We start from the raw sequence: 19,389 nt of genomic DNA on the forward strand, positions 1-19,389 counted from the left end.
CCCCGAGGTATTTTCGGTCAGATGAAGACCGGATCGTGATTTGTGGGCGCTAGATGCCCAGCCGGTCGCGCAGCGCGTACCATGTCATCGCCAGGGTCAGCAGCGGCGTACGCATCGCCGGTCCGCCCGGGAAGGGCCGGCTGGGAATGCGCGAGAGCGTGTCGAACCCGTCGGTTTCGCCCTGGATCGCGCGGGCCATGACCTGCCCGGCATGGGTGGCACTGCCCACACCGTGACCTGAATAGCCCGAGGCCGACAGGATGTTGGGCGCGACGCGCGCGACGTAGGGCAGCCGCCGCATGGTGATGGCGAGCGTGCCGCCCCAGGTGTAGTCGAAGGGGATGTCGGCGAGATGGGGAAAGATCTCGGCCATCGGTTTGCGCACGGTGCGGCCGATATCGGGGAAGCGGTAGCCATAGCTTTCGCCGCCGCCGAAGAGGAGCCGCTTGTCCGGCGTCAGGCGGAAATAGTTTACCACGAATTTCGTGTCCGCCACCGCGACGTCGCGGGCCAGGACGCGGGCGGCATCATCGCCCAGGGGGGGCGTGGCGGCGATGAAATTGTTGATCGGCATGACCCGGGCCGCGACCTTGCGGTTCAATCCGCCGAGATAGCCGTTCGCCGCGAGGATCACGTGTTCGGCCCGAACCTTGCCGGCATCGGTGCGGACTTCGATCGGGCTGCGGCCCTCTGTGATCGTATGCACGTGGGTGCCTTCGTGAATGCGCGCGCCGGCCGCAGCCGCGGCGCGGGCGAGACCGATTGCATAGTTCAGCGGGTGCAGGTGACCGGCGCCCATGTCGAGCGTGCCGCCCACGTATTTCGGAGACGGGCAGACCGCCTGCATGCCGTCGCGGTCGAGCGGGGTGATCTGGTCATAGCCGTAACGGGTTTGCAGGTGCTCGGCATAGGCGTGTTCATGTGCGACCTCGCCCCTGGTGAAGCAGGCATGCGCCACGCCCGGTTTCAGGTCACAGTCGATCGCGTGCTCGGCCACGAGTGATTTGACAAGCGCCTTGGCATCCTGGGCCAGCGACCAGAGTTTCGCGGCATCGTCCGGCCCCAGCATTCTTTCCAGCTCGGTCTGTTCCACGCGCTGGCCCGAGCCCAGCTGCCCGCCGTTGCGGCCGGAGGCGCCAAAGCCCACGCGGTGGGCATCGACCAGGACCACATCGCGGCCCGCCTGCGCGAGGTGCAGCGCCGCCGAGAGCCCGGTGAACCCGCCGCCGATGACGCAGACATCGGCCCGGGTTTCGCCCTTGAGCATGGGAAAGCGTGGCAGGTCCTGCGCGGTGGCGGCATACCAGCTGGCGGGATACTCGCCGCGTTTGTCGTTGGAAAAGAGCAGGTTCATACGTTCAGCAGCAGATGTTCACGCTCCCACGGGGAAATCACCTGCAGGAATTCCTCGTATTCGGTGCGCTTGACGATGGAGTAGACGCGGGCGAAATCGGGGCCCAGCACCTCGTGCAGCTTTTCGGCCTCGTCGAAGATGTCGAGCGCGGCACCCATTTCGCGCGGGATGTCCTCTTCGCCCTCATAGGCGTCGCCCTTGTATTGCTTGTCGGGGCGTTCTTCCTCGAGCATGCCGAGATAGCCGCAGGCGAGGCTGGCGGCGATGCCGAGATAGGGGTTGCAGTCCATCCCCGCGAGCCGGTTTTCCACCCGGCGCGAGTCAGGCCCCGACAGCGGGATGCGGATGCCGGTGGTGCGGTTGTCGCGGCCCCATTCCAGGTTGATCGGCGCGGCATGTTCGCGGACGTAGCGGCGATAGGAGTTCACGTAAGGTGCAGTGAGCGCGATGGCCGAGGGCATGTGGTTCTGCAACCCGGCGATGAAGTGGAAAAAGGCATCCGTTTCACCCCCTTGCGGGCCGGAGAAGATGTTCCTGCCGGTTTCGATATCGATCACCGAGTGGTGGATATGCATGGCGCTGCCCGGCTCGTCGGCGATGGGCTTGGCCATGAAGGTGGCGAAACAGTCGTGCCGCAGCGCCGCCTCGCGGATGAGGCGCTTGAAGTAGAACACCTCGTCGGCCAGTTTCACCGGATCGCCGTGGCGCAGGTTGATTTCCAGTTGGCCGGCGCCGCCTTCCTGGGTGATGCCGTCGATCTCGAAGCCCTGGGCCTCGGCGAAATCGTAGATGTCGTCGATCACCGGGCCGAATTCATCGACCGCGGTCATCGAATAGGCCTGGCGCGCCGCTGCCGGACGGCCCGAGCGGCCCATCATCGGCTCGATCGCCTTGGCGGGATCTAGGTTTCGGGCCACGAGGTAGAATTCCATCTCGGGCGCGACCACCGGTTCCCACCCCTGTTTGCGGTAAAGGTCGACCACGCGCTTGAGCACGTTGCGCGGTGCGAAGGGAATGGGATTACCCTTGCGATCAAAGGCGTCGTGGATCACCTGCAGCGTCCAGTCGCCCGTCCAGGGGGCGGCGGTGGCGGTGTCGATATCGGGCTTGAGGATCATGTCGCGTTCGATGAAGCCCTCGTCGCCGGCGGCTTCGCCCCAATCGCCCGTGATCGTCTGATAGAAGATCGAATCCGGCAGGTGGAAATAGGCCTGGCGGGCGAATTTCGAGGCCGGCACCGCCTTGCCGCGGGCAATGCCGGGCAGGTCGGCGATAATGCATTCGACCTCGTCCAGGCGGCGATCGGTGAGGTACTCCTGCGCGGCCTCGGGCAGGGTGGATTGCCAGTCGTTGCTCATTTGGAATGCTCTTTGAAAAGGGTAATCATCATCTCGGCGAAGGCGGCGTTGTCGGTGGGATCGTCGAGCTGCGCCGCGGCGCGGTCGATCAGCTCGGGCGGGACGAGGCCGCCGGCGCGGTGGCGGATCAGGCCGTCGATCATGGCCGAGGTGAATTCGGGATGGGGTTGAATCGTCAGTATCGTGTCCCCAATCATCAGCGCGGCATTGGCGCAGAAATCGTTCGAGCCGATCACCTGCGCGCCCGGGGGCAGTTCGACCACCTGGTCCTGGTGCCACGCGTTGAGGTGCATAGGTTTGCCATTGATCGTGTACTCACGCCGCCCGACCGACCAACCCCCTTGAAATTTCTCGACTTTTCCGCCGAGCGCCTGGGCGATGATCTGGTGGCCGAAGCAGACGCCGATGAGGGGAAGGCCCGAGTCGCGGATGGCGCGGATCAGCTCTTCGAGGGGGGCAATCCACGGGTGATCTTCGTATGCGCCGTGTTTCGAACCGGTTATCAGCCAGCCATCGGCGGCCTCGGGGCCCGGGGGAAACTCGCCATCGACCACATTATATGTTTTGAAATCAAAGCCCTGGCCCGAAAGCAGGCGGCGGAACATGGCGTCGTAATCGCCAAGCTCGCCCTGAACCTCGTCGGGGGCGTGGCCGGTTTGCAGGATGCCGATTCTCACGGGTATCTCCGGATTTGATCAAATTTTGCGGCCCGTTGCGGAACGGGCGGCGCGGGGTTCAGACGGTTTCGAGATAGGGTTTCCATTGCTCCTCGGCGGGGATGGATTGCATCCCCTCCAATTCCTGCCGCTTCGTATAGCACAGGTTGGTGATGAGGTCTTGGGGGAGAATGCGGGCGATCATCGGGTCGCGTTCGAACACGTCGATGGCGCTAGCCCAGTCCGGGGCCAGCCCGTCGAGATCGAGATCATAGGCATTGCCGGTGATCGGCGCGGGCGGCTCGGCGCCGTCTTCGATCCCGGCGAGCGCGGCGCCCAGGATCACCGCAAGCGTGAGATAGGGGTTGATGTCGCCCCCCGAAACGCGGTGTTCGATCCGCCGCGCGGCGGGCGGGCCCGAGGGCACGCGGATCGCGGCGGTGCGGTTGTCATAGGCCCAGGCCGCGCCGGTGGGGGCGTGGGCGCCGGGTTCGAACCGTGCATAGGAATTGGCGTGCGGCGCGAAGATCAGCGTGGCACCGTGCAGCGTGTTCAGGCAGCCCGCGATGGCATGGCGCAGAAGCGGCGAACCATCGTCGCCGCCATTGTCGAAGATGTTGTTGCCATCGGCATCGAGCACCGAGAAATGCACGTGCATGCCGTTGCCCGCATCGCCCGCGAAGGGCTTGGCCATGAAGGTTGCGGCCATGCCGTGACGCCGGGCAAGGCCACGCACCAAATGTTTGAAAAGCCATGCATTATCGGCGGCGCGCATCGCCTCGCAATGGTTGATGTCAACCTCGAACTGGCCCAGACCCGCCTCGGAAATCGCGGATTGCGCGGGGATGTCCATGACCTCGCAGGCCTCATACAGCGCGCTGAACCAGGCATCGAAGGCGTCGAGCTGCCTGAGCGACAGGATCGCCTGGCCCTGGATCGGGCGGCCAGAGAGCGGGTTGATCGGCGGGGCGAGCGCCGCGCCGCTGTCATCGACGAGGTAAAACTCCATCTCGGTCGCGGCCTGCACGGTCCAGCCGCGATCGGCATAGCGTTTGAGGACCGCCGCCAGCGCGTGGCGCGGATCGCCCTCAAAGGGCGTGCCATCGTCATGGAACATCCACATCGGCACCAGCGCCGAGCGGTTTTCCAGCCAGGGCATCGGCATCGGGCCGCGTTCGGTGGGTTTCAGCACGCCATCGGCGTCGCCGGTGTCGAAGACCAGCGGGCTGCCCTTGATATCGGCGCCCCAGATGTCGACGTTGAGCACCGAATAGGGCATGCGCACGCCATCGCTTTCAAGCTTGGCGGCGGTTGCGGCGGGCAGGCGTTTGCCACGCATCTGGCCATTGAGATCGGCCGCGCCGACGCGGAAGGTTTGCAGATGTCTGAGATCCATGGATCGCTCGCTTGCAAAATTTGATCAAAATATCGGGGGGCCGGGCGAAAAAGTCCAGCGCTTTCCTGCCGGAAGCGGGGTAAACGGACCGTTCCGTGAGGTTAATGGCGGCGGCTTGGGCAGAATGAGGGGGGTGACTTGCGTGCACCCCCCGGCTGACATCCGGCTGCCGGGCAAATCTTACGATCGGGTTAACGGAAGAGATTAACATGGCGTGCGCATCCGCTCTGGCGATCAGCGCAAAACGCTTAGCGGGTCAGTGTCAGGGCGCCGCCGGTAATCTCGATCTTTGAGTAGCGCTGAAGATAGCTCATCCCGAGAAGCGAGCCATCCATCTGGCCTTCGTTGACATAGGCCAGGAGCCCGGTGTCGCGGATCGGGCCGATGCTGATGCTGTCCAGCCGCACGGGCGCGGTGCGCACTTCGCCATTGGCGGTGAAGGCGCGGCCGACATAGGCCAGATCGGCGGTGTCGATGCCCGCGGCCTCGGCGTCGGACTGGCTGAGCACGATCTCGCTTGCGCCGGTGTCGACGGTAAAGCGGATCGGAGCGCCGTTCACCTCGGCGGTGATGTAGTAATGGCCGTTGGGGGCGCGGGGCAGTTCGATCACGCCCTGATCGGCAAAGACCGATTGCTGCGGGGTGACCGCCTGGCGGATGTCATCCCAGAGCGCGACGACGGCCAGCGCGCCGGCAAAGATGAGGCCCCAGGCGAGCGCCTGCTGCACCATCTTGCCCAGCTGACGGCGGTTCTGGATGAAAAACCAGAACACCAGCACCGAGAGGAGCAGCACGAGATAGGTGAGGGATGCGGGATCGTTCGACATGACAGGGATATAGGGCGTCAGGCGGCGCTGGCAAACCCGTAGGCGGCAAGCCCGTCGAGGATGAACTGCACCGAGAGCGCGGCAAGCAGCATGCCCAGAAGCCGGGTGGCGACATTGATCCCGGTTTTCCCGAGCGCGCGTTCCAGAAGGCCCGAGAGCAGGAAGAACATCAGCACCACCGCCAGCACCGCCGCGACCGTGCCGATCACGGCGGCGAGCCCTGCCACCCCGGGGCGCTGCCCGGCCAGCAGGATGACCGAGGCGATGGCACCCGGGCCCGCGATCAGCGGGATGGCCAGCGGAAAGACCGACGGGTCGGGGGCGTCTTCCTCCTCGGCCTGGCCCTCGCGGCGCTTGGTGCGGCGTTCAAAGAGCATGTCGAGCGCGGTGAGGAAGAGAAGCGCGCCGCCCGCCACGCGGAAGGCGGGCATCGAGATGCCGACGAAGCCCAGCACTGCCTCGCCGAACACCGTGAAGGCGGTGAGGATGAAAAAGGCGATGACACAGGCGCACAGCGCGATGGCGCGGCGCTGCGCGCTGCCCTGGGTCAGCGCGATGAAAAGCGGCGTGAGGCCGACCGGGTCGATCACCACGAAAAGGGTGACGAAGGCGGTAATGAGAAAGGCGGGATCCATGCGCCCAGTGCTAGGCGGGATCGAGTAGGGGCGCAAGGTTCGTATCGCGCCTGGCAACTCCGGCTCTGTCCGAACTGGCGCGCCTGTTAGGTGAAATGCCGGTTCTTGCTGGCGTCGAGGTCTATGGATTGTGCGGAAATTTTCCGGGTTTCGCCCATTTGTTGCCCAGATCGCGGCCTAGCCTGCCAGGGACGCGGGGCATCGGAAAAAGGACGGTTTGCATGTGGGTTCTGGGACAGTCGGCTGGCATCACGCCGACGGCCATTGTCGCGCTGCAATACGCGTTGACACGCAAGGCGCGGATGGCGCGACAGCCGCAGCCCGACTACGAGCGTTCCGGGCGGATCAACGAGGCCCGGGTCGATCGGTTCGGCGAGGCGCTGGGCGCGGTCTTTCCCGCAGCGCTGGCGCGATCCTATGTCATGATCGAGCGCGCGGTGCCTCAGCGCGACTTCGTGCGGCCCGCAATCAGCGATGCGGGTTTCGTTCTGCGCAGTACGGAAAAGCGGGCCGGTCAGCATCTTTACCGGGTCGAGATCGCGCTGGACGAGACGCGGCGCGACGCGATCGCCCGGGCCGAGGCGCTCGCGGGGCGGTTCGGCGCGGTGGAGCGGACCGAGAAATCCTTTGGCGGTGTCTGGTTCGAAAGCGCCGCCTTCGAGGGCCTTGACGGCGTGCGGGAAGCGGCAGGCGATTTTTGCCGCGATATCATGGGCCTGGATGAGCGCGGGCACGTCACCCTGGGGTGGCACCTGGCCGGGTAGGCATCGCCGCGGTCGGGCTCAGCCCTCCGCGGCCTCGAGTTTTTCCAGCGCCGCCATCCACAGGGTTTCGGCGCGCTCCAGCCCCTCCATCACCTCGGCGTATTTCTTCTGCCAGACGGCGGCCTCGGCCGGGTTGTCGTAAAGCTCGGGCTTGGCCAGCTTCTCGGCCAGACGGTCGCGCATGTCGTTGAGCTTGTCGACGCGATCCTCGCATTTGCGCACGTCGGCGCGCAGTGCCAGCACAACATCGCGCGACGGGCGCTTGGGCTTTTCTTTGGGTTTTTCGGGTCTCGCCGGTTTCTCGGGGGCGAGCAGCATCTGGCGGTAGCTTTCCAGATCGCCGTCATAGGGGGTGACGCGGCCATCGCTGACCAGCCACAGCCGGTCGGCGACCAGGGACAGCAGGTGCATGTCGTGGGAGACGAGGATCACCGCGCCGGAATAGCCGGTGAGCGCCTCGACCAGGGCTTCGCGGCTTTCGATGTCGAGGTGGTTGGTGGGTTCGTCGAGGATGAGCATATGCGGCGCGTCGATGGTGGCCAGCATCAGCGAGAGCCGCGCCTTCTGCCCGCCCGAGAGCTGGCCGACCAGCGTGTCGGCCTGTTCGGCGCCGATGCCGAAGCCGCCCAGCCGCGCGCGCAGCTTGCCCGGTGCCTCGTCGGGGCGCAGGCGGCGGATGTGATCGAGCGGGGTTTCGTCGAGATGCAGTTCCTCGACCTGGTGCTGGGCGAAATAGCCCACCCGCAGCTTGGCCGCGGTGGTCATGCGGCCGGCCATCAGGCCGAGCTTGCCGGCCAGCAGTTTCGAGAGGGTGGATTTGCCCATGCCGTTGCGGCCCAGAAGGGCGATCCGGTCGTCCTGGTCGATGCGCAGGTCGAGCCGCGACAGGACCGGCGTGCCGTCATAGCCGACGGCGCCGCCCTCGATCCGGATGATGGGCGGCGAAAGCTCTTCCGGGCTGGGGAAGGAAAAGGCGCGCAGCGCCGCCTCTTGCGGGGCGGTGATGGGTTTCATCCGCGCCAGTGCCTTCAGTCGCGATTGCGCCTGTTTCGCCTTGTCGGCCTTGTAACGGAAGCGATCGACATAGGATTGCAGATGCGCGCGCCGCGCCTCCTGTTTCTTCGCCTCGGCCTCCTGCGCCAGGAGGCGGGCGGCGCGGGTTTCGGCGAAGGCGTCGTAATTGCCCTGGTAGAGCGTCAGCTTGCGATCCTCGAGATGCAGGATGGCGCCGACCGCGCGGTTCAGCAGCCCGCGGTCGTGGCTGACGATCAGCACGGTATGGGGGTATTTGGCGAGATAGCTTTCCAGCCAGAGCGCGCCTTCGAGATCGAGATAGTTGGTCGGTTCATCCAAGAGCAGCAGGTCGGGCGCGGAGAAGAGCACCGCGGCCAGCGCCACGCGCATCCGCCAGCCGCCCGAGAACGCGCTGCAGGGCATCTGCATCTCGTCGGCGGTAAAGCCCAGGCCGCGCAGGATCGCCGAGGCGCGGGCCTCGGCGCTCCAGGCGTCGATATCGGCCAGCCGGGTCTGGATATCGGCGATGCGCGCGGGATCGTCGCTTTCCTCGGCCATCAGCGCGGCGCGTTCGGTATCGGCGGCCAGCACGGTATCGAGGAGCGACACCTCGTTGCCGGGCACCTCTTGCGCGACGCCGCCGATACGGGCGCGCGGCGGCAGGGAAATTTCGCCGGTTTCCAGCGCCAGTTCGCCCCGGATCAGGCGGAAAAGCGTTGTCTTGCCGGTGCCGTTGCGCCCGACAAGCCCCACCTTGTGCCCGGTGGGGATGGTGGCCGAGGCATGTTCGATCAGCGGCCGGCCCGCCACGGAATAGGATATGTCATCAAGACGCAGCATGGCGGCGGAGTGCCAGAGGGGCAGGGGGCTGTCAATCGCGCGCGCAAGGGGGCGGTGCCGTCGCCAGGGGACAAGTTGCGGATCTAGGGTGCGACGATGTGGCGGCGCCCGGCGCCTTCGCTGAAATAGGACCGGCACCGGGTCACGAAGTGACGGACGATCCGGCGCGGGTTCGACTTGTCATAGCCCAGCGCCAGCGACAATGGCGGCAGGTCATCGCCGATGGGCAGCGCGACAAGCGGGTCGCCCGCATAGCTGACATCCGTTGCGGGCAGCATGTTCAGAACCGCACATCCCAGACCCGCGCCAACCAGGCTGCGCACCATTTCGGTGGAGTTGGCATAGGCGATCCTGGCCGGGTTGTGCCCGGCATCGCGGAAAAGACGGCGATAGTAGTCGACGGCAATCGGGCGGTTCAGGACGATGATCGCCTCGTCGGCGAGATCGTCGAGGCGCACGGAGGCCTGCCGCGCCAGCGGATGGTCGGGCGCGGTCAGGCAATAGGCCGGAGCCTCGATCAGCACGTCGAAGGCGACCTGCGGCAGGGCGGCGTCGGAGACGAAGAGGATCGCGTCGAACTCACCGGCCAGGAACCCCTCCTGCGCGCGGTCATTGTCGCATGCCTCAAGGTGCAGTGTCACCTGGCCCTCGGCCCCGGCAAGCTCGGCCAGGATGTCGGGCAGGAAGACCGGGGCGACCGGGGCGTAATAGCCGATCCGCAACTCGCCCGTGAGGGCGGATTGCAGGTCAGACCCTTCGGCCATCACTGCCGCGTACTCTTCAAGGAGATGGGTGAACTTGCGTTCAAGAATCCGCCCGCTGGCCGTGGCGGTAATGCCCCGCGACCGGAACCGGTTGACCAGTGTGAGCTGGAAATGCGCCTCGATCCTGTCGATGGCCGCCGAAACGGCCGATGCCGCAACGTTCAGCTCGTCCGCCGCCTTGGAGATGCTGCCATGTGCCAGAGCGGTGGTGAAATAGCGCATGGATTGGATGGAGACGGCCATGACACCTCGGGAAAACAGATGAAGATCATCATTTCATTCTGTTTTTCACGGGAAGGGCCTTGTGTCAAACTGCGAGGCAGACCTGCGAACAGGGGAACGCCATGTCCGACACCCAGCTAAAGGGCTGGAACCATCTGCCCGATGTCCCGTTGAAGGTTTCGCCCTTCTTCACCTGGCCCCTGAACCCGGTCGAGATGGTGAAATGGGTCTGGAATTCGTGGTTCCTGATCTCGGAAAAGCTCATCATCGTGGGGATTGCCTTTGCCAGCTTCTACTGGTTCCAGCCGCCGCTTGAGGCATCCGCGACGTTCGCGCCTGGCTGGATCGCGCAGATTTACGTGCGGAATTTCCTGCTGGCCCTCGTCGTCGGGGGGGCCTTGCACATGTGGTTCTACACGTTCTCGGCGCAGGGCAGGAAACTGAAATACGATCCGCGGTCGCTGATGGTGAAGGGCAGGCAATTCACCCTGGGCGGGCAGGTGCGCGACAACATGTTCTGGACGCTTGGCACCGGGGTTGCCATCTGGACGGCCTATGAAGTGGTCCTGTTCTGGGCGCTGGCCAATGGCCACATGCCGATGGTCACCTGGGCGGCCAATCCGGCCTGGTTCGTCGCGATCTTCTTCCTGATCCCGATATGGGAAAGCTTCTATTTCTACATCATTCACCGGGCGATCCATATCCCGTTTCTCTATCGCCACGTGCATTACCTGCATCACCGCAACATCAATGTCGGCCCCTGGTCTGGGATGTCGCAGCACCCGATTGAGCAGATGATCTTTCTCGGCTCGGTTTTCGTGCACCTTCTGGTGGGGGCGCATCCGGTGCACATCCTGTTTCACATGCAGTATTTCTTCCTGACCGCGATGACCACGCATACGGGCTTCCAGGGGCTTGTCATCAAGGATCGCAACAGGCTGGCGCTGGGCACGTTCCACCACCAGATGCATCACCGCTATTTCGAGTGCAATTACGGCAGTCTCGAGATTCCATGGGACAAGTGGTTCGGCACGTTCCACGACGGCACCATCGAGGCCAACGAGAAGATGCAGGAGCGCCGAAAAAGGATCATGGGAAAATAGGCGCATCGTCGCGCCGCGCATGGAAGGACCGGGACGGGCATGTCGCCCCGGGACGGTTGCGCCGGCGGGGAACGCGTGGGCCGGTTTGAAGCCGGGTTGCACATGGTGCGGCGCCGCGATACCGCTTGACCATTCGCATGTTAACGGAAATGGCGCCCCATGGCCCAGGCCACAGCACCCGCGCGCACGCCGCCGAGGATCATCACCCTGATCCTGCTGACCTCGATCAGCGTGCTGTCGCTCAACATGTTTCTGCCGTCGCTGAAGCAGATCGCCGAGGACCTGCAGGCCGATTACGGCCTCGTGTCGCTGGCGCTGGGCGGCTACCTGGCGATGTCGGCGGTGTTGCAGATGATCCTTGGGCCGCTGAGCGACCGGATCGGGCGGCGGCCGGTGATGCTGGCCGGCGTGGCGGTGTTCGCGCTGGCCTCGGTCGGGTGTGCGCTGGCCGAAAACGTCTGGGTGTTCCTGGGGTTTCGCATGCTGCAATGTTCGGTCAGCGTCGGCATGGTGCTGAGCCGGGCGGTGGTGCGCGACATGTGCGAGCCACAGGAGGCCGCGCGCATTCTGGGGGTGATCGGCACGGCGATGGCGCTGGCGCCGCTCTTGGGGCCGGTGATCGGCGGGGTGCTGGACGAGGCCTTTGGCTGGCGGTCGAATTTCTGGGCCTTCGTGCTGATGGGCGCGGCGATGCTGGCGCTGAGCTGGGCCGATCTGGGCGAGACGAACCTGCGCCCTTCGGCCAGTTTTTCCGACCAGTTCCGATCCTATCCCGAGCTGTTCCGCGCGGCGCTGTTCTGGGGCTATTGCGTCGTGCTCGTGTTCTCGGTCGGCGGGTTCTACGCCTTCCTGGGCGGTGCGCCGCAGGTGGCCGAGGCGCGGTTTGGCCTGACGCCGGCGCTTCTGGGGATCGGGATGGGCTCGATCTCGGCGGGGTTCATGGTTGGCAATATCGTGAGCGCACGGATGACGCGGGCCTGGGGGATCGTGAAGCTGATGGTGATGGGGCGGTGGTTTGCCACGGTCGGGCCGCTTCTGGCGATGGCGGCGATCGCGCTGGGGGCCGCGCATCCGGCTGTGTTTTTCGCCGGTGCGATTTTCGTGGGGCTGGGCAACGGGCTGACGCTGCCGGGGGCGAATGCCGGGGTGATGTCGGTGGCGCCGCACCTGGCGGGCAGTGCCTCGGGGCTTTCAGGCGCGCTGACGCTGGCCGGCGGCGCCGCGATTTCCACCGCCGTGGGTGCGCTGGTGGCCAATGCCTTTGGCGTTTACGTTCTGTTGGGTTCGATGGCGGTGACCAGTTTCCTGGGCCTTCTGGGCGCCTATGCGACCGGGCGGCTGGAGCGGTTGCGCCCTGACATCTGATCAGTGGCTTTTCAAAGCTCGCGGCCCATGCTAGCAGGGCGCCAAATTCGACACCCACCACATCAAGGAGCCTGACACATGGCACTGGAACGCACGTTTTCCATCATCAAACCCGACGCCACCAAGCGCAACCTGACCGGCAAGATCGTTGCCATGCTGGAAGAGGGCGGCCTGCGCGTCGTCGCCTCCAAGCGTATCCAGCTGACGTTGGCGCAGGCGCAGCAGTTCTATGGCGTGCACAAGGACCGCCCGTTCTTTGGCGAGCTGTGCGAATTCATGATTTCCGAGCCGATCGTGGTGCAGGTGCTGGAAGGCGAGAACGCCATTGCCCGCAACCGCGAGATCATGGGCGCGACCAACCCCGCCGAGGCCGACGAAGGCACCATCCGCAAGACCTTCGCCCTGTCGATCGGCGAAAACTCGGTCCACGGCTCGGACGGGCCGGACACCGCGAAAGAAGAGATCGCCTTCTTCTTCTCGGGGCTCGAACTGGTCGGCTAAGCCTTCCTTTCGATCACGCCAATTGCATCAAGGGCCGCTTCGAGATCGGAGCGGCCCTTGTCGTGTTTGGCGGCCTTCAGCGCGTCGAATGTCTTGCGAAGGGCGGCCTTTTCCGCGCCCTTGCAATCGTTCCAGGGGCGGCCCTGCAGCCCCATGACCAGAACGTAATAACCGATGAAATGCGGCCGGTGGCCGGTTTCCAGCAGCCGCGCATAGGCGGCATCGGCGCCCAGCGCGTGCAGTTCCTCGGCTGAGTGGATCCCGGCGCGGGCAAAAGCGGCCTCCATCGCGGGGCCGAGATTACGGATGGATGAAACGGGCGTTGGCATGACCCGCAGGTTAGGGCCTGCGCGCCCGGCTGTCACGTCTCAGAGCGAGGCGTAATCGGTGATCACGGGGCGGGGTTTGGCCTGCGGCTTGCGCGGCTGGGCCTGCGATTTCGGGGCCTGGGGCGCGGCGGGGGCCGGTTGCGGCGGTTTCGACGAAGCCATCTTGTGCTCCTTCACAGATCAAAAGGGGCGCCGTCCGGCCTTGCGCCGGGTGGCGCGCTGGGCTGTCGGGTCAGGCTGCGGGTGGATCAGGGCAGCTTTCTGGCGGAAATGTGGCGAAAATCGGGCAGGGGGCTGGGCGTGGTGTTTATGCCACGCCGCCCGGGGTGCATTTTTTCGCCCCGAACCCCGATTCCGGTGCTTGACGCCCCGCGCGCGTGGGCCTAAACACGCCTTCACGCCCGGGCCGACCGGCCGGGGCGGGCAGTGGGCGGTTGTAGCTCAGTTGGTTAGAGTACCGGCCTGTCACGCCGGGGGTCGCGGGTTCGAGCCCCGTCAACCGCGCCACCGCTGCTTTGAGAAAGCGCCTCCCGCAGGGGAGGCGTTTTTCGTTTCGGGACCGGATGCTTTTCCTGTTAGGCTGGTTGGGACGACCACCGGCGAGGGAGGCGCATGATGCGGGTCTTGGGGATCCTCGGCTGGGTTCTGATGGCGACGCTCGCCTCCGCGCAGGAGGCGGTTGAGATCGACGTCTCGGAAACGCTGGGCTGTGTGCTTTACGATGACAAATCGGTCTATTGCTTCGGCGAGTATCCGGGTGACGGGGGCGGTCCGCCCTTTGCCGCCTGGCGGGTCGAGGGGCTGCCGCCGGCTTCGGCCATCGCCGTGGGCCGGTTCGGTGCCTGCGCGGTCGACTGGGCCGGGCGGCTGTGGTGCTGGGGGCTGGATTACCAGCGTTCGATGCGGGCGCATGCGCCGATCGTTTCGCACGGACCGTTCCAGGTAGAGGGCCTGCCGCCGGTGCGCGCCGCGGCGCTGGGGTTCAACCATGTCTGTGCGGTGGCGGTGGATGGCCGCCTGTGGTGCTGGGGCGAAAACCCCTGCGGCGAGGTGGGCTGCGGCAACACGGATCGGGTGATCGAGCCGCTGCAGGTGCCGGGGATCCGCGGCGTGCGGTCGCTTTCGGCGGGTGTCAACAATACCTGCGTGGTGCTGTGGGGCGGGCAGCTGAGTTGCTGGGGATCGGACAACCCTACGGAACCGGGCCGCGCCTTTGTCTATGAATCGACGCGGCCGCTGCTGATGAAGCCCAGCTATTTCGGCGCGTTGTCGAAAGTGGCCAATGGCCGCAACTTTGCCTGCGGGCTGGGCGAAGGCGGGCAGGTGACCTGCTGGGGATCGAACCTGATGGGGCAGTTGGGCACCCAGACGCTTCGGATCACCGGCGGGTCCGAGGCGATCGGGATCGGTGAGGTTGCGGGCGTCGGCCAGGCTACGGATCTGGATGCCGATCTTTTCGCCGCCTGCGCGGTTCAGGCCGGCGCGGTGATCTGCTGGGGCACGCCCACCTACGAGGAGCCGTCGCCCGAAACCGTCGCCCTGCCGCCCGAACCGATCCCGGGGATCGCCGGCGCCACCCGCGTCGCGCTGGGCGCGGCCTTTGGCTGTGCCATCGCGGACGGCGAGGTGCTGTGCTGGGGCCTGTCGGAGTTCGAGGGCAGCCCGGTGATCGACGGCATGGCCCCCGACCGGCCCGTACCGGTGCCGGGGTTGCCGTGATGGCCGAGCCTGCGCCTGCCCGGCGTGCCCGCCCCGGCAAGATCTGCACCGCGCGCCGCGCAAGCGCGCAGGCGCGGCAATTGGGGCATTGACGGGGGCGCGGGCAGGCACTATCTGACCCCCAACGCGGTTGTAGCTCAGTTGGTTAGAGTACCGGCCTGTCACGCCGGGGGTCGCGGGTTCGAGCCCCGTCAACCGCGCCATTTTCCCCCCAAACTCCCGAAAAAGGCGGTGCAATGCGGTTTCTCGACAGTCTTTCCTGGACGCTTCTGATTTTCGCGGCGATTTTCCTGGGGCTGGCGCCGTTCACGCCCGAGCCGCATATCTGGGAAAAGCTGAAGATGCTGGCCGCGGGGGAGTTGAGCCGTCCGATCGACATTTTCGATCTGCTGATGCACGGCACGCCGGTGATCCTGCTCGTCCTGAAAGGCGTGCGCGAGGCCACCAAGCCTCAGCCCGGAGAATAATCGTAACCGAGCGCCGACTCCAGGTCGAGATCGAGCTGGGAGAGCATGAAGGCGCGGTCGTCGTTATTGAGCCTTTCGGGGGTTTCGCCGCGTTCATCGACCGAGAGGTTGAAGCGGTTGCCAAGCCGGCGCTTGACGCCCTTGATCCGCTCGCCCTGCAGTTTCAGATCGAACGTGTCGTTGAACCAGGCGGAAAAGCCCTCGGGGTCGGCCTGCACGCGTTCGGCCTGCACCAGGAGCATGTTGCAGTCGCGGTTGAGCATGCCGACAAGGGCCGCCTGTTTCACCCGGCGCAGCTCGAACAGGTTCTGGAAGGCGCGGCCGGTGATCGGGTGGCGGTCGAACTCCATCTCCAGGCCCTCGACGCGGCCGGCGATCTCGGGGTGGATCTCCTCGAAATCGGCGGGGCGGTCGACGATGCCGCGCCAGGGCGCGCGCAGGAACTCGGAAAAGGTGAGCCGCTGCAGCGCGGGATCGGCGTGCCAGGGGCGTTTGTGCATCGAGAGCGCCCAGTTCTCGGCGTTGCGCACGACGCAGACGATCAGGAAATCGCGCGGGATGGCGACCATGTGGGGCGTGGCATGTTTCCAGCCCAGCGCCTCGGTGCGCATGATCTGGGCGTTCTTGTCGATCACCTTGCGCACGAGGTTGGTGGCGCAGGCGCGTTCGCCCAGCACCTGGAACTGTTTCAGCGGCGTGCGGTCCACGCGCCGGGGGTATAGCCCGGTGTCGCGGAACACCTGCGGGATGGTTGCACTCATAACTGCCCGATCCTTTGATCCTGTTGGGGCCACCGCCCCGGGGACGGGGCCCGGGCGCAGAATATTTCATTTCTCATGACGCGGCAAACCCGCTAGTGTCGGCGCGAGGCAAAAAGGCCCCGGAACGTGGGCTGCAAGGAACGAGTGGGCATATGCAATCGAAAGTGGCGGCCGTCACCATGGTGCGCGAGGACCTGTTTTTCCTGCGCGCGTGGCTGCATCATTACGGCGAGGTGCTGGGGCGCGAGAACTGTTACATCGTGAACCATGGCCGGGGCGAGGCGGTGGCCGATCTGGCGGCGGGCTGCAACATCATCGGCATCCCCGGCGACCCGCACAAGAATTTCGACATGAAGCGCTGGCGGCTGCTGAACAACCTCGTGATGGGGCTGCGCAGCTATTACGACCACGTGATCGTGGGCGATGTCGACGAGTTGGTGGTGGTCGATCCGGCCAAGGGGAAAAACCTGCTGGACTACCTGTGGGATGCGCCCATTCGCCGGGTGCTGACGCCGCTGGGCCTGGAGGTGATCCACCGGATCGACCTTGAGCCCGAGGCGGTGGGCGAGCGTATCCTGGGCCCGCGCCGCCATGTGCGGCTGGCCCCGCATTATTCCAAGCCCTGCGTGATATCGGCGGGGACCAAGATCGCCCGGGGCGGGCATTTCACGCAATATGGCAAGCTGATCGCGCCCGATGACCTCTATCTTTTCCACCTGAAATTCTGCGATTTCCCGGAATACGTGGAGGCGATGAACCGGCGCAACAAGGTGACGGGGGATCTGGGCACCTCGGTGAAGGACACGGCGATCGGCCGGCACTGGTTTGCCGAGGCGCGCGGCGAGGATCGCGCGGTGTTCGAGGCCTTTGCCGATCTGGAGATGGTCGAGGGGTTCGACATGGCGCCCTATCGTGCGCGGATGCAGGACACGTTCCGCCCGCGCGGCGATACCGGGTTCTACGAGTTCGACCGGCCCGAATACGAGTTGCAGTTCGAGCTGCCGGAGCGGTTTTTCGGCATTTTCTGAGCGCTGTGCCGTGGCGCGGCCTAAAGCGTGGTGACCTGCACCGGAGCGGGGGCCTGAAGGCCGGCGCCGGTTTGACCGGGTCGCGCGTTGAGCCCGGCCCAGACGAGCAGGCCCGTGGCGGTGAAAACCAGGCAGATCCCGAGGAGTTTGCGTGTCATGGCGCGCCCTTTCGTTGCTTTGGTGCAAAGATGGGGTGGCGCGGGCATGTCATTCAAAAACGTGGGCCGCATGGCGCGGTGTTATCCGATAACACCCTGGCCTGGGGCGGCGCGGCGAATTGCGCCTTGCCCGGTTGGCGGGCATTCGGGCTAGGATAGAGCTGCGCGCGAACGTCTGTTCCGAAACGGGAGGACGAGATGAAAACAGCATGGATGATGGCCGGGGTACTGGCCCTGATGACCGGTGCGGCATCGGCCGCCGACAAGGCGGCGCTCGCCGAGGAAGGCAAGGGCGTGATCCAGGCCTTTGGCGGCGCGTTGAAGGCGGAGCTGCTGGCCGCGGTCGAGGCCAAGGGCCCGGCGCATGCGGTGGCGGTGTGCAACGTGAAAGCCCCCGAGATCGCCGCGAAGGTGGGCGCCGAGAAGGGCTGGAGCGTGGCGCGATCCTCGCACCGGCTGCGCAACCCGAAAAATGCGCCGGACGCCTATACCGACGCCGCGATCAAGGCGTTCCTGGAGCGCGAGGCGGCGGGCGAGAAGGCCGCCGACATGGCGATGGCGGGGATTGTCGAGGAAGAGGGCTAGCAGGTGTTTCGCTGGTCAAGGCGATCCCCACGGGTGAGCTGTGCCTGAACTGCCATGGCGGAGAACAGGTGAAGCCCGAGGTCGAGGAGGTGCTGAAAACGCTATATCCCGAAGACCAGGCGCGCGGTTTTGCCGTGGGCCAGATGCGCGGTGTGTTCACGCTGAAGAAGGTTCTTGAATAGGGGGGCGGTCAGGGTGGGTTGAAAACCCACCCTACGACGCCGTCAGGCCAGCATCGCCAGCGGGTTTTCGATCTGGTCGACGATCACCTGCAGAAGCTGGGCGCCGAGCGCGCCGTCGATCACCCGGTGATCGACGCTGAGCGTGACGCTCATCACCGTGGCGACGGCCAGTTCGCCGTCCTTGCCCACGACAGGTTTCTTCACGCCCGCGCCGACGGCCAGGATAGCGCCGTGCGGCGGGTTGATGACCGCATCGAAATTGTCGATGCCGAACATTCCGAGATTGGAGATGGCAAAGCTGCCGCCCTGGTATTCATGCGGGGCGAGCTTGCGGTCGCGCGCGCGGGTGGCGAGATCCTTCATCTGGGCCGAGAGCGCCGAGAGCGATTTTTTGTCGGCGTCCTGGATGACCGGGGTGAAAAGCCCGCCGTCGATGGCGACGGCCACCGCCACGTCCGAAGGTTTCAGCTTCAGGATCCGGTCGCCGGCCCAGACGGCATTGGCATCGGGCACCGCCTGCAGCGCGTTGGCACAGGCCTTGATGATGAAATCGTTGACCGAGAGCTTGACGCCGCGGCTTTCCAGCCCGGCATTCATTTCGGCCCGCAGTTTCAGCAGCGCATCGAGGCGGATGTCGCGGCGCAGGTAGAAATGCGGGATGGTTTGCTTGGCCTCGGTCAGGCGCGCGGCGATGGTTTTGCGCATGCCGTCGAGTTTCATTTCCTCATACTCGCGGCCTTCGTACATGCGGGCCACGGCCGAGGCATCGGCACCCTGCGGCATGGGCGCAGCAGTGGGGGCAGCGGCAGGCGCTGCCGGGGCGGCTGCGGCGGGTTGCGCGGCGGGCGCCTCGCCGATCACGTCGGCCTTGACGATGCGGCCCTTGGGGCCCGAGCCGGTGATCTGGCTGAGATCCAGCCCCTTGTCGGCGGCGATGCGGCGGGCCAGCGGCGAGGCGAAGATGCGCGTGCCGTCGCCGCCTTTAGGCGCGGCGGGGGCGGGCATGGCGGCGGCCGGGGCGTCGGCCTTGGCCGGTGCCGGGGCCGGTTCCGCCGCGGCAGCAGGGGCCGCGGCCGGGGCGGCCGCGCCGATATCGTCGGCGCTTTCGCCTTCGTCCAGCAGCACGGCGATGGCGGTGTTGACCTTCACGTTCTCGGTGCCTTCGGGCACCAGGATCCTGCCGATCACGCCTTCGTCGACGGCTTCGAATTCCATCGTCGCCTTGTCGGTTTCGATCTCGGCCAGAAGGTCGCCGGACTGCACCGTGTCACCCTCTTTCACCAGCCATTTGGCGAGCGTGCCTTCCTCCATGGTCGGAGAGAGCGCGGGCATCAGGATTTCCGTGGGCATCTCGTCTCTCC

22 protein-coding genes and 2 tRNA genes are annotated in these 19,389 nt (G+C 65.7%); 11 read left to right on the forward strand and 13 right to left on the reverse strand.

Annotation, left to right across the window (positions count from 1 at the left end; translation table 11 throughout):
- Window positions 1-49 precede the first annotated feature (49 nt).
- The 6 genes from E0501_RS04335 to E0501_RS04360 form a co-directional block, all read right to left on the reverse strand.
- Entirely contained in the window at window positions 50-1,354 is a 1,305-nt protein-coding gene (locus tag E0501_RS04335) for an NAD(P)/FAD-dependent oxidoreductase (protein ID WP_137700102.1), read from the reverse strand.
- Window positions 1,351-2,712: a glutamine synthetase family protein gene (locus tag E0501_RS04340; protein WP_137700103.1), complete on the reverse strand. Its 1,362-nt coding sequence runs from the start codon at window positions 2,710-2,712 to the stop codon at window positions 1,351-1,353. Before E0501_RS04340 ends, E0501_RS04335 begins: the two co-directional genes overlap by 4 nt.
- Window positions 2,709-3,389 carry a type 1 glutamine amidotransferase gene (locus E0501_RS04345; RefSeq protein WP_137700104.1) on the reverse strand — a complete coding sequence of 227 codons (681 nt, stop codon included), beginning with the start codon at window positions 3,387-3,389 and terminating at the stop codon, window positions 2,709-2,711. Before E0501_RS04345 ends, E0501_RS04340 begins: the two co-directional genes overlap by 4 nt.
- 58 nt (window positions 3,390-3,447) lie before the next feature.
- Complete coding sequence (locus tag E0501_RS04350) at window positions 3,448-4,764, reverse strand: glutamine synthetase family protein (RefSeq protein WP_137700105.1); 1,317 nt, start codon at window positions 4,762-4,764, stop codon at window positions 3,448-3,450.
- Window positions 4,765-5,012: 248 nt separating this feature from the next.
- Window positions 5,013-5,591 carry a retropepsin-like aspartic protease family protein gene (locus E0501_RS04355; protein WP_137700106.1) on the reverse strand — a complete coding sequence of 193 codons (579 nt, stop codon included), beginning with the start codon at window positions 5,589-5,591 and terminating at the stop codon, window positions 5,013-5,015.
- A gap of 17 nt (window positions 5,592-5,608) precedes the next feature.
- A complete protein-coding gene (locus E0501_RS04360; RefSeq protein WP_137700107.1) occupies window positions 5,609-6,226 on the reverse strand; it encodes a MarC family protein in 618 nt (205 codons plus the stop codon).
- 221 nt (window positions 6,227-6,447) lie between these two features.
- On the opposite strand from E0501_RS04360, the gene E0501_RS04365 reads away from it, so the two are divergent.
- Window positions 6,448-6,990 carry a hypothetical protein gene (locus tag E0501_RS04365; protein WP_137700108.1) on the forward strand — a complete coding sequence of 181 codons (543 nt, stop codon included), beginning with the start codon at window positions 6,448-6,450 and terminating at the stop codon, window positions 6,988-6,990.
- A gap of 18 nt (window positions 6,991-7,008) precedes the next feature.
- Here E0501_RS04365 and E0501_RS04370 read toward each other — a convergent pair whose 3' ends face one another.
- Entirely contained in the window at window positions 7,009-8,844 is a 1,836-nt protein-coding gene (locus E0501_RS04370; RefSeq protein ID WP_137700109.1) for an ABC-F family ATP-binding cassette domain-containing protein, read from the reverse strand.
- An 83-nt stretch (window positions 8,845-8,927) separates the two neighbouring features.
- Window positions 8,928-9,851 (reverse strand): LysR family transcriptional regulator, encoded by a 924-nt coding sequence (locus tag E0501_RS04375; protein ID WP_137700110.1) that lies wholly within the window; start codon window positions 9,849-9,851, stop codon window positions 8,928-8,930.
- Between the two features lie 101 nt (window positions 9,852-9,952).
- Between E0501_RS04375 and E0501_RS04380 the strand changes: the two genes are divergently transcribed.
- From E0501_RS04380 to ndk, 3 genes are all read left to right on the forward strand, one after another.
- Window positions 9,953-10,933, forward strand: coding sequence for a sterol desaturase family protein (locus E0501_RS04380; RefSeq protein WP_137700111.1), 981 nt, complete (start codon window positions 9,953-9,955; stop codon window positions 10,931-10,933).
- 159 nt (window positions 10,934-11,092) lie between these two features.
- Entirely contained in the window at window positions 11,093-12,298 is a 1,206-nt protein-coding gene (locus E0501_RS04385; protein WP_137700112.1) for a multidrug effflux MFS transporter, read from the forward strand.
- Window positions 12,299-12,376: 78 nt separating this feature from the next.
- Window positions 12,377-12,799, forward strand: coding sequence for a nucleoside-diphosphate kinase (ndk, locus tag E0501_RS04390; protein WP_137700113.1), 423 nt, complete (start codon window positions 12,377-12,379; stop codon window positions 12,797-12,799).
- On the opposite strand, the gene E0501_RS04395 is transcribed toward ndk, so the two are convergent.
- Window positions 12,796-13,128 (reverse strand): TfoX/Sxy family DNA transformation protein, encoded by a 333-nt coding sequence (locus tag E0501_RS04395; protein ID WP_137700114.1) that lies wholly within the window; start codon window positions 13,126-13,128, stop codon window positions 12,796-12,798. The two genes, ndk and E0501_RS04395, sit on opposite strands and share 4 nt — an antisense overlap.
- 39 nt (window positions 13,129-13,167) lie before the next feature.
- On the reverse strand, window positions 13,168-13,290 hold the full coding sequence (locus E0501_RS21650; protein ID WP_268888876.1) for a hypothetical protein: 123 nt from the start codon (window positions 13,288-13,290) through the stop codon (window positions 13,168-13,170).
- 268 nt (window positions 13,291-13,558) lie between these two features.
- Between E0501_RS21650 and E0501_RS04400 the strand changes: the two genes are divergently transcribed.
- The 4 genes from E0501_RS04400 (at window position 13,559) to E0501_RS04415 (ending at window position 15,314) form a co-directional block, all read left to right on the forward strand.
- A tRNA-Asp gene (locus E0501_RS04400) sits at window positions 13,559-13,635 on the forward strand.
- Window positions 13,636-13,743: 108 nt separating this feature from the next.
- Window positions 13,744-14,847 carry an RCC1 domain-containing protein gene (locus E0501_RS04405; protein ID WP_161594551.1) on the forward strand — a complete coding sequence of 368 codons (1,104 nt, stop codon included), beginning with the start codon at window positions 13,744-13,746 and terminating at the stop codon, window positions 14,845-14,847.
- 126 nt (window positions 14,848-14,973) lie between these two features.
- A tRNA-Asp gene (locus tag E0501_RS04410) sits at window positions 14,974-15,050 on the forward strand.
- A 33-nt stretch (window positions 15,051-15,083) separates the two neighbouring features.
- Window positions 15,084-15,314, forward strand: coding sequence for an RND transporter (locus E0501_RS04415; RefSeq protein WP_137700116.1), 231 nt, complete (start codon window positions 15,084-15,086; stop codon window positions 15,312-15,314).
- On the opposite strand, the gene E0501_RS04420 is transcribed toward E0501_RS04415, so the two are convergent.
- On the reverse strand, window positions 15,299-16,075 hold the full coding sequence (locus tag E0501_RS04420) for a hypothetical protein (RefSeq protein ID WP_137700117.1): 777 nt from the start codon (window positions 16,073-16,075) through the stop codon (window positions 15,299-15,301). The two genes, E0501_RS04415 and E0501_RS04420, sit on opposite strands and share 16 nt — an antisense overlap.
- 152 nt (window positions 16,076-16,227) lie before the next feature.
- On the opposite strand from E0501_RS04420, the gene E0501_RS04425 reads away from it, so the two are divergent.
- On the forward strand, window positions 16,228-17,103 hold the full coding sequence (locus tag E0501_RS04425; protein WP_137700118.1) for a glycosyltransferase family 2 protein: 876 nt from the start codon (window positions 16,228-16,230) through the stop codon (window positions 17,101-17,103).
- A 20-nt stretch (window positions 17,104-17,123) separates the two neighbouring features.
- Here the strand turns inward: E0501_RS04425 and E0501_RS21095 are convergent, their stop codons facing one another.
- On the reverse strand, window positions 17,124-17,261 hold the full coding sequence (locus E0501_RS21095; RefSeq protein ID WP_161594552.1) for a hypothetical protein: 138 nt from the start codon (window positions 17,259-17,261) through the stop codon (window positions 17,124-17,126).
- A gap of 198 nt (window positions 17,262-17,459) precedes the next feature.
- On the opposite strand from E0501_RS21095, the gene E0501_RS21655 reads away from it, so the two are divergent.
- Both E0501_RS21655 and E0501_RS21660 read left to right on the forward strand, forming a co-directional pair.
- The gene (locus tag E0501_RS21655; protein WP_137700119.1) at window positions 17,460-17,846 is read left to right on the forward strand and encodes a c-type heme family protein; all 387 of its coding nucleotides are present in this window, start codon (window positions 17,460-17,462) and stop codon (window positions 17,844-17,846) included.
- A gap of 11 nt (window positions 17,847-17,857) precedes the next feature.
- Complete coding sequence (locus tag E0501_RS21660; protein ID WP_268888883.1) at window positions 17,858-18,028, forward strand: c-type heme family protein; 171 nt, start codon at window positions 17,858-17,860, stop codon at window positions 18,026-18,028.
- Window positions 18,029-18,070: 42 nt separating this feature from the next.
- On the opposite strand, the gene E0501_RS04440 is transcribed toward E0501_RS21660, so the two are convergent.
- Window positions 18,071-19,378 carry a pyruvate dehydrogenase complex dihydrolipoamide acetyltransferase gene (locus E0501_RS04440; RefSeq protein ID WP_137700121.1) on the reverse strand — a complete coding sequence of 436 codons (1,308 nt, stop codon included), beginning with the start codon at window positions 19,376-19,378 and terminating at the stop codon, window positions 18,071-18,073.
- Window positions 19,379-19,389 lie beyond the last annotated feature (11 nt).

This window comes from Marimonas lutisalis (genome assembly GCF_005434965.1).
GTDB classification, from domain to species: domain Bacteria; phylum Pseudomonadota; class Alphaproteobacteria; order Rhodobacterales; family Rhodobacteraceae; genus Marimonas_A; species Marimonas_A lutisalis.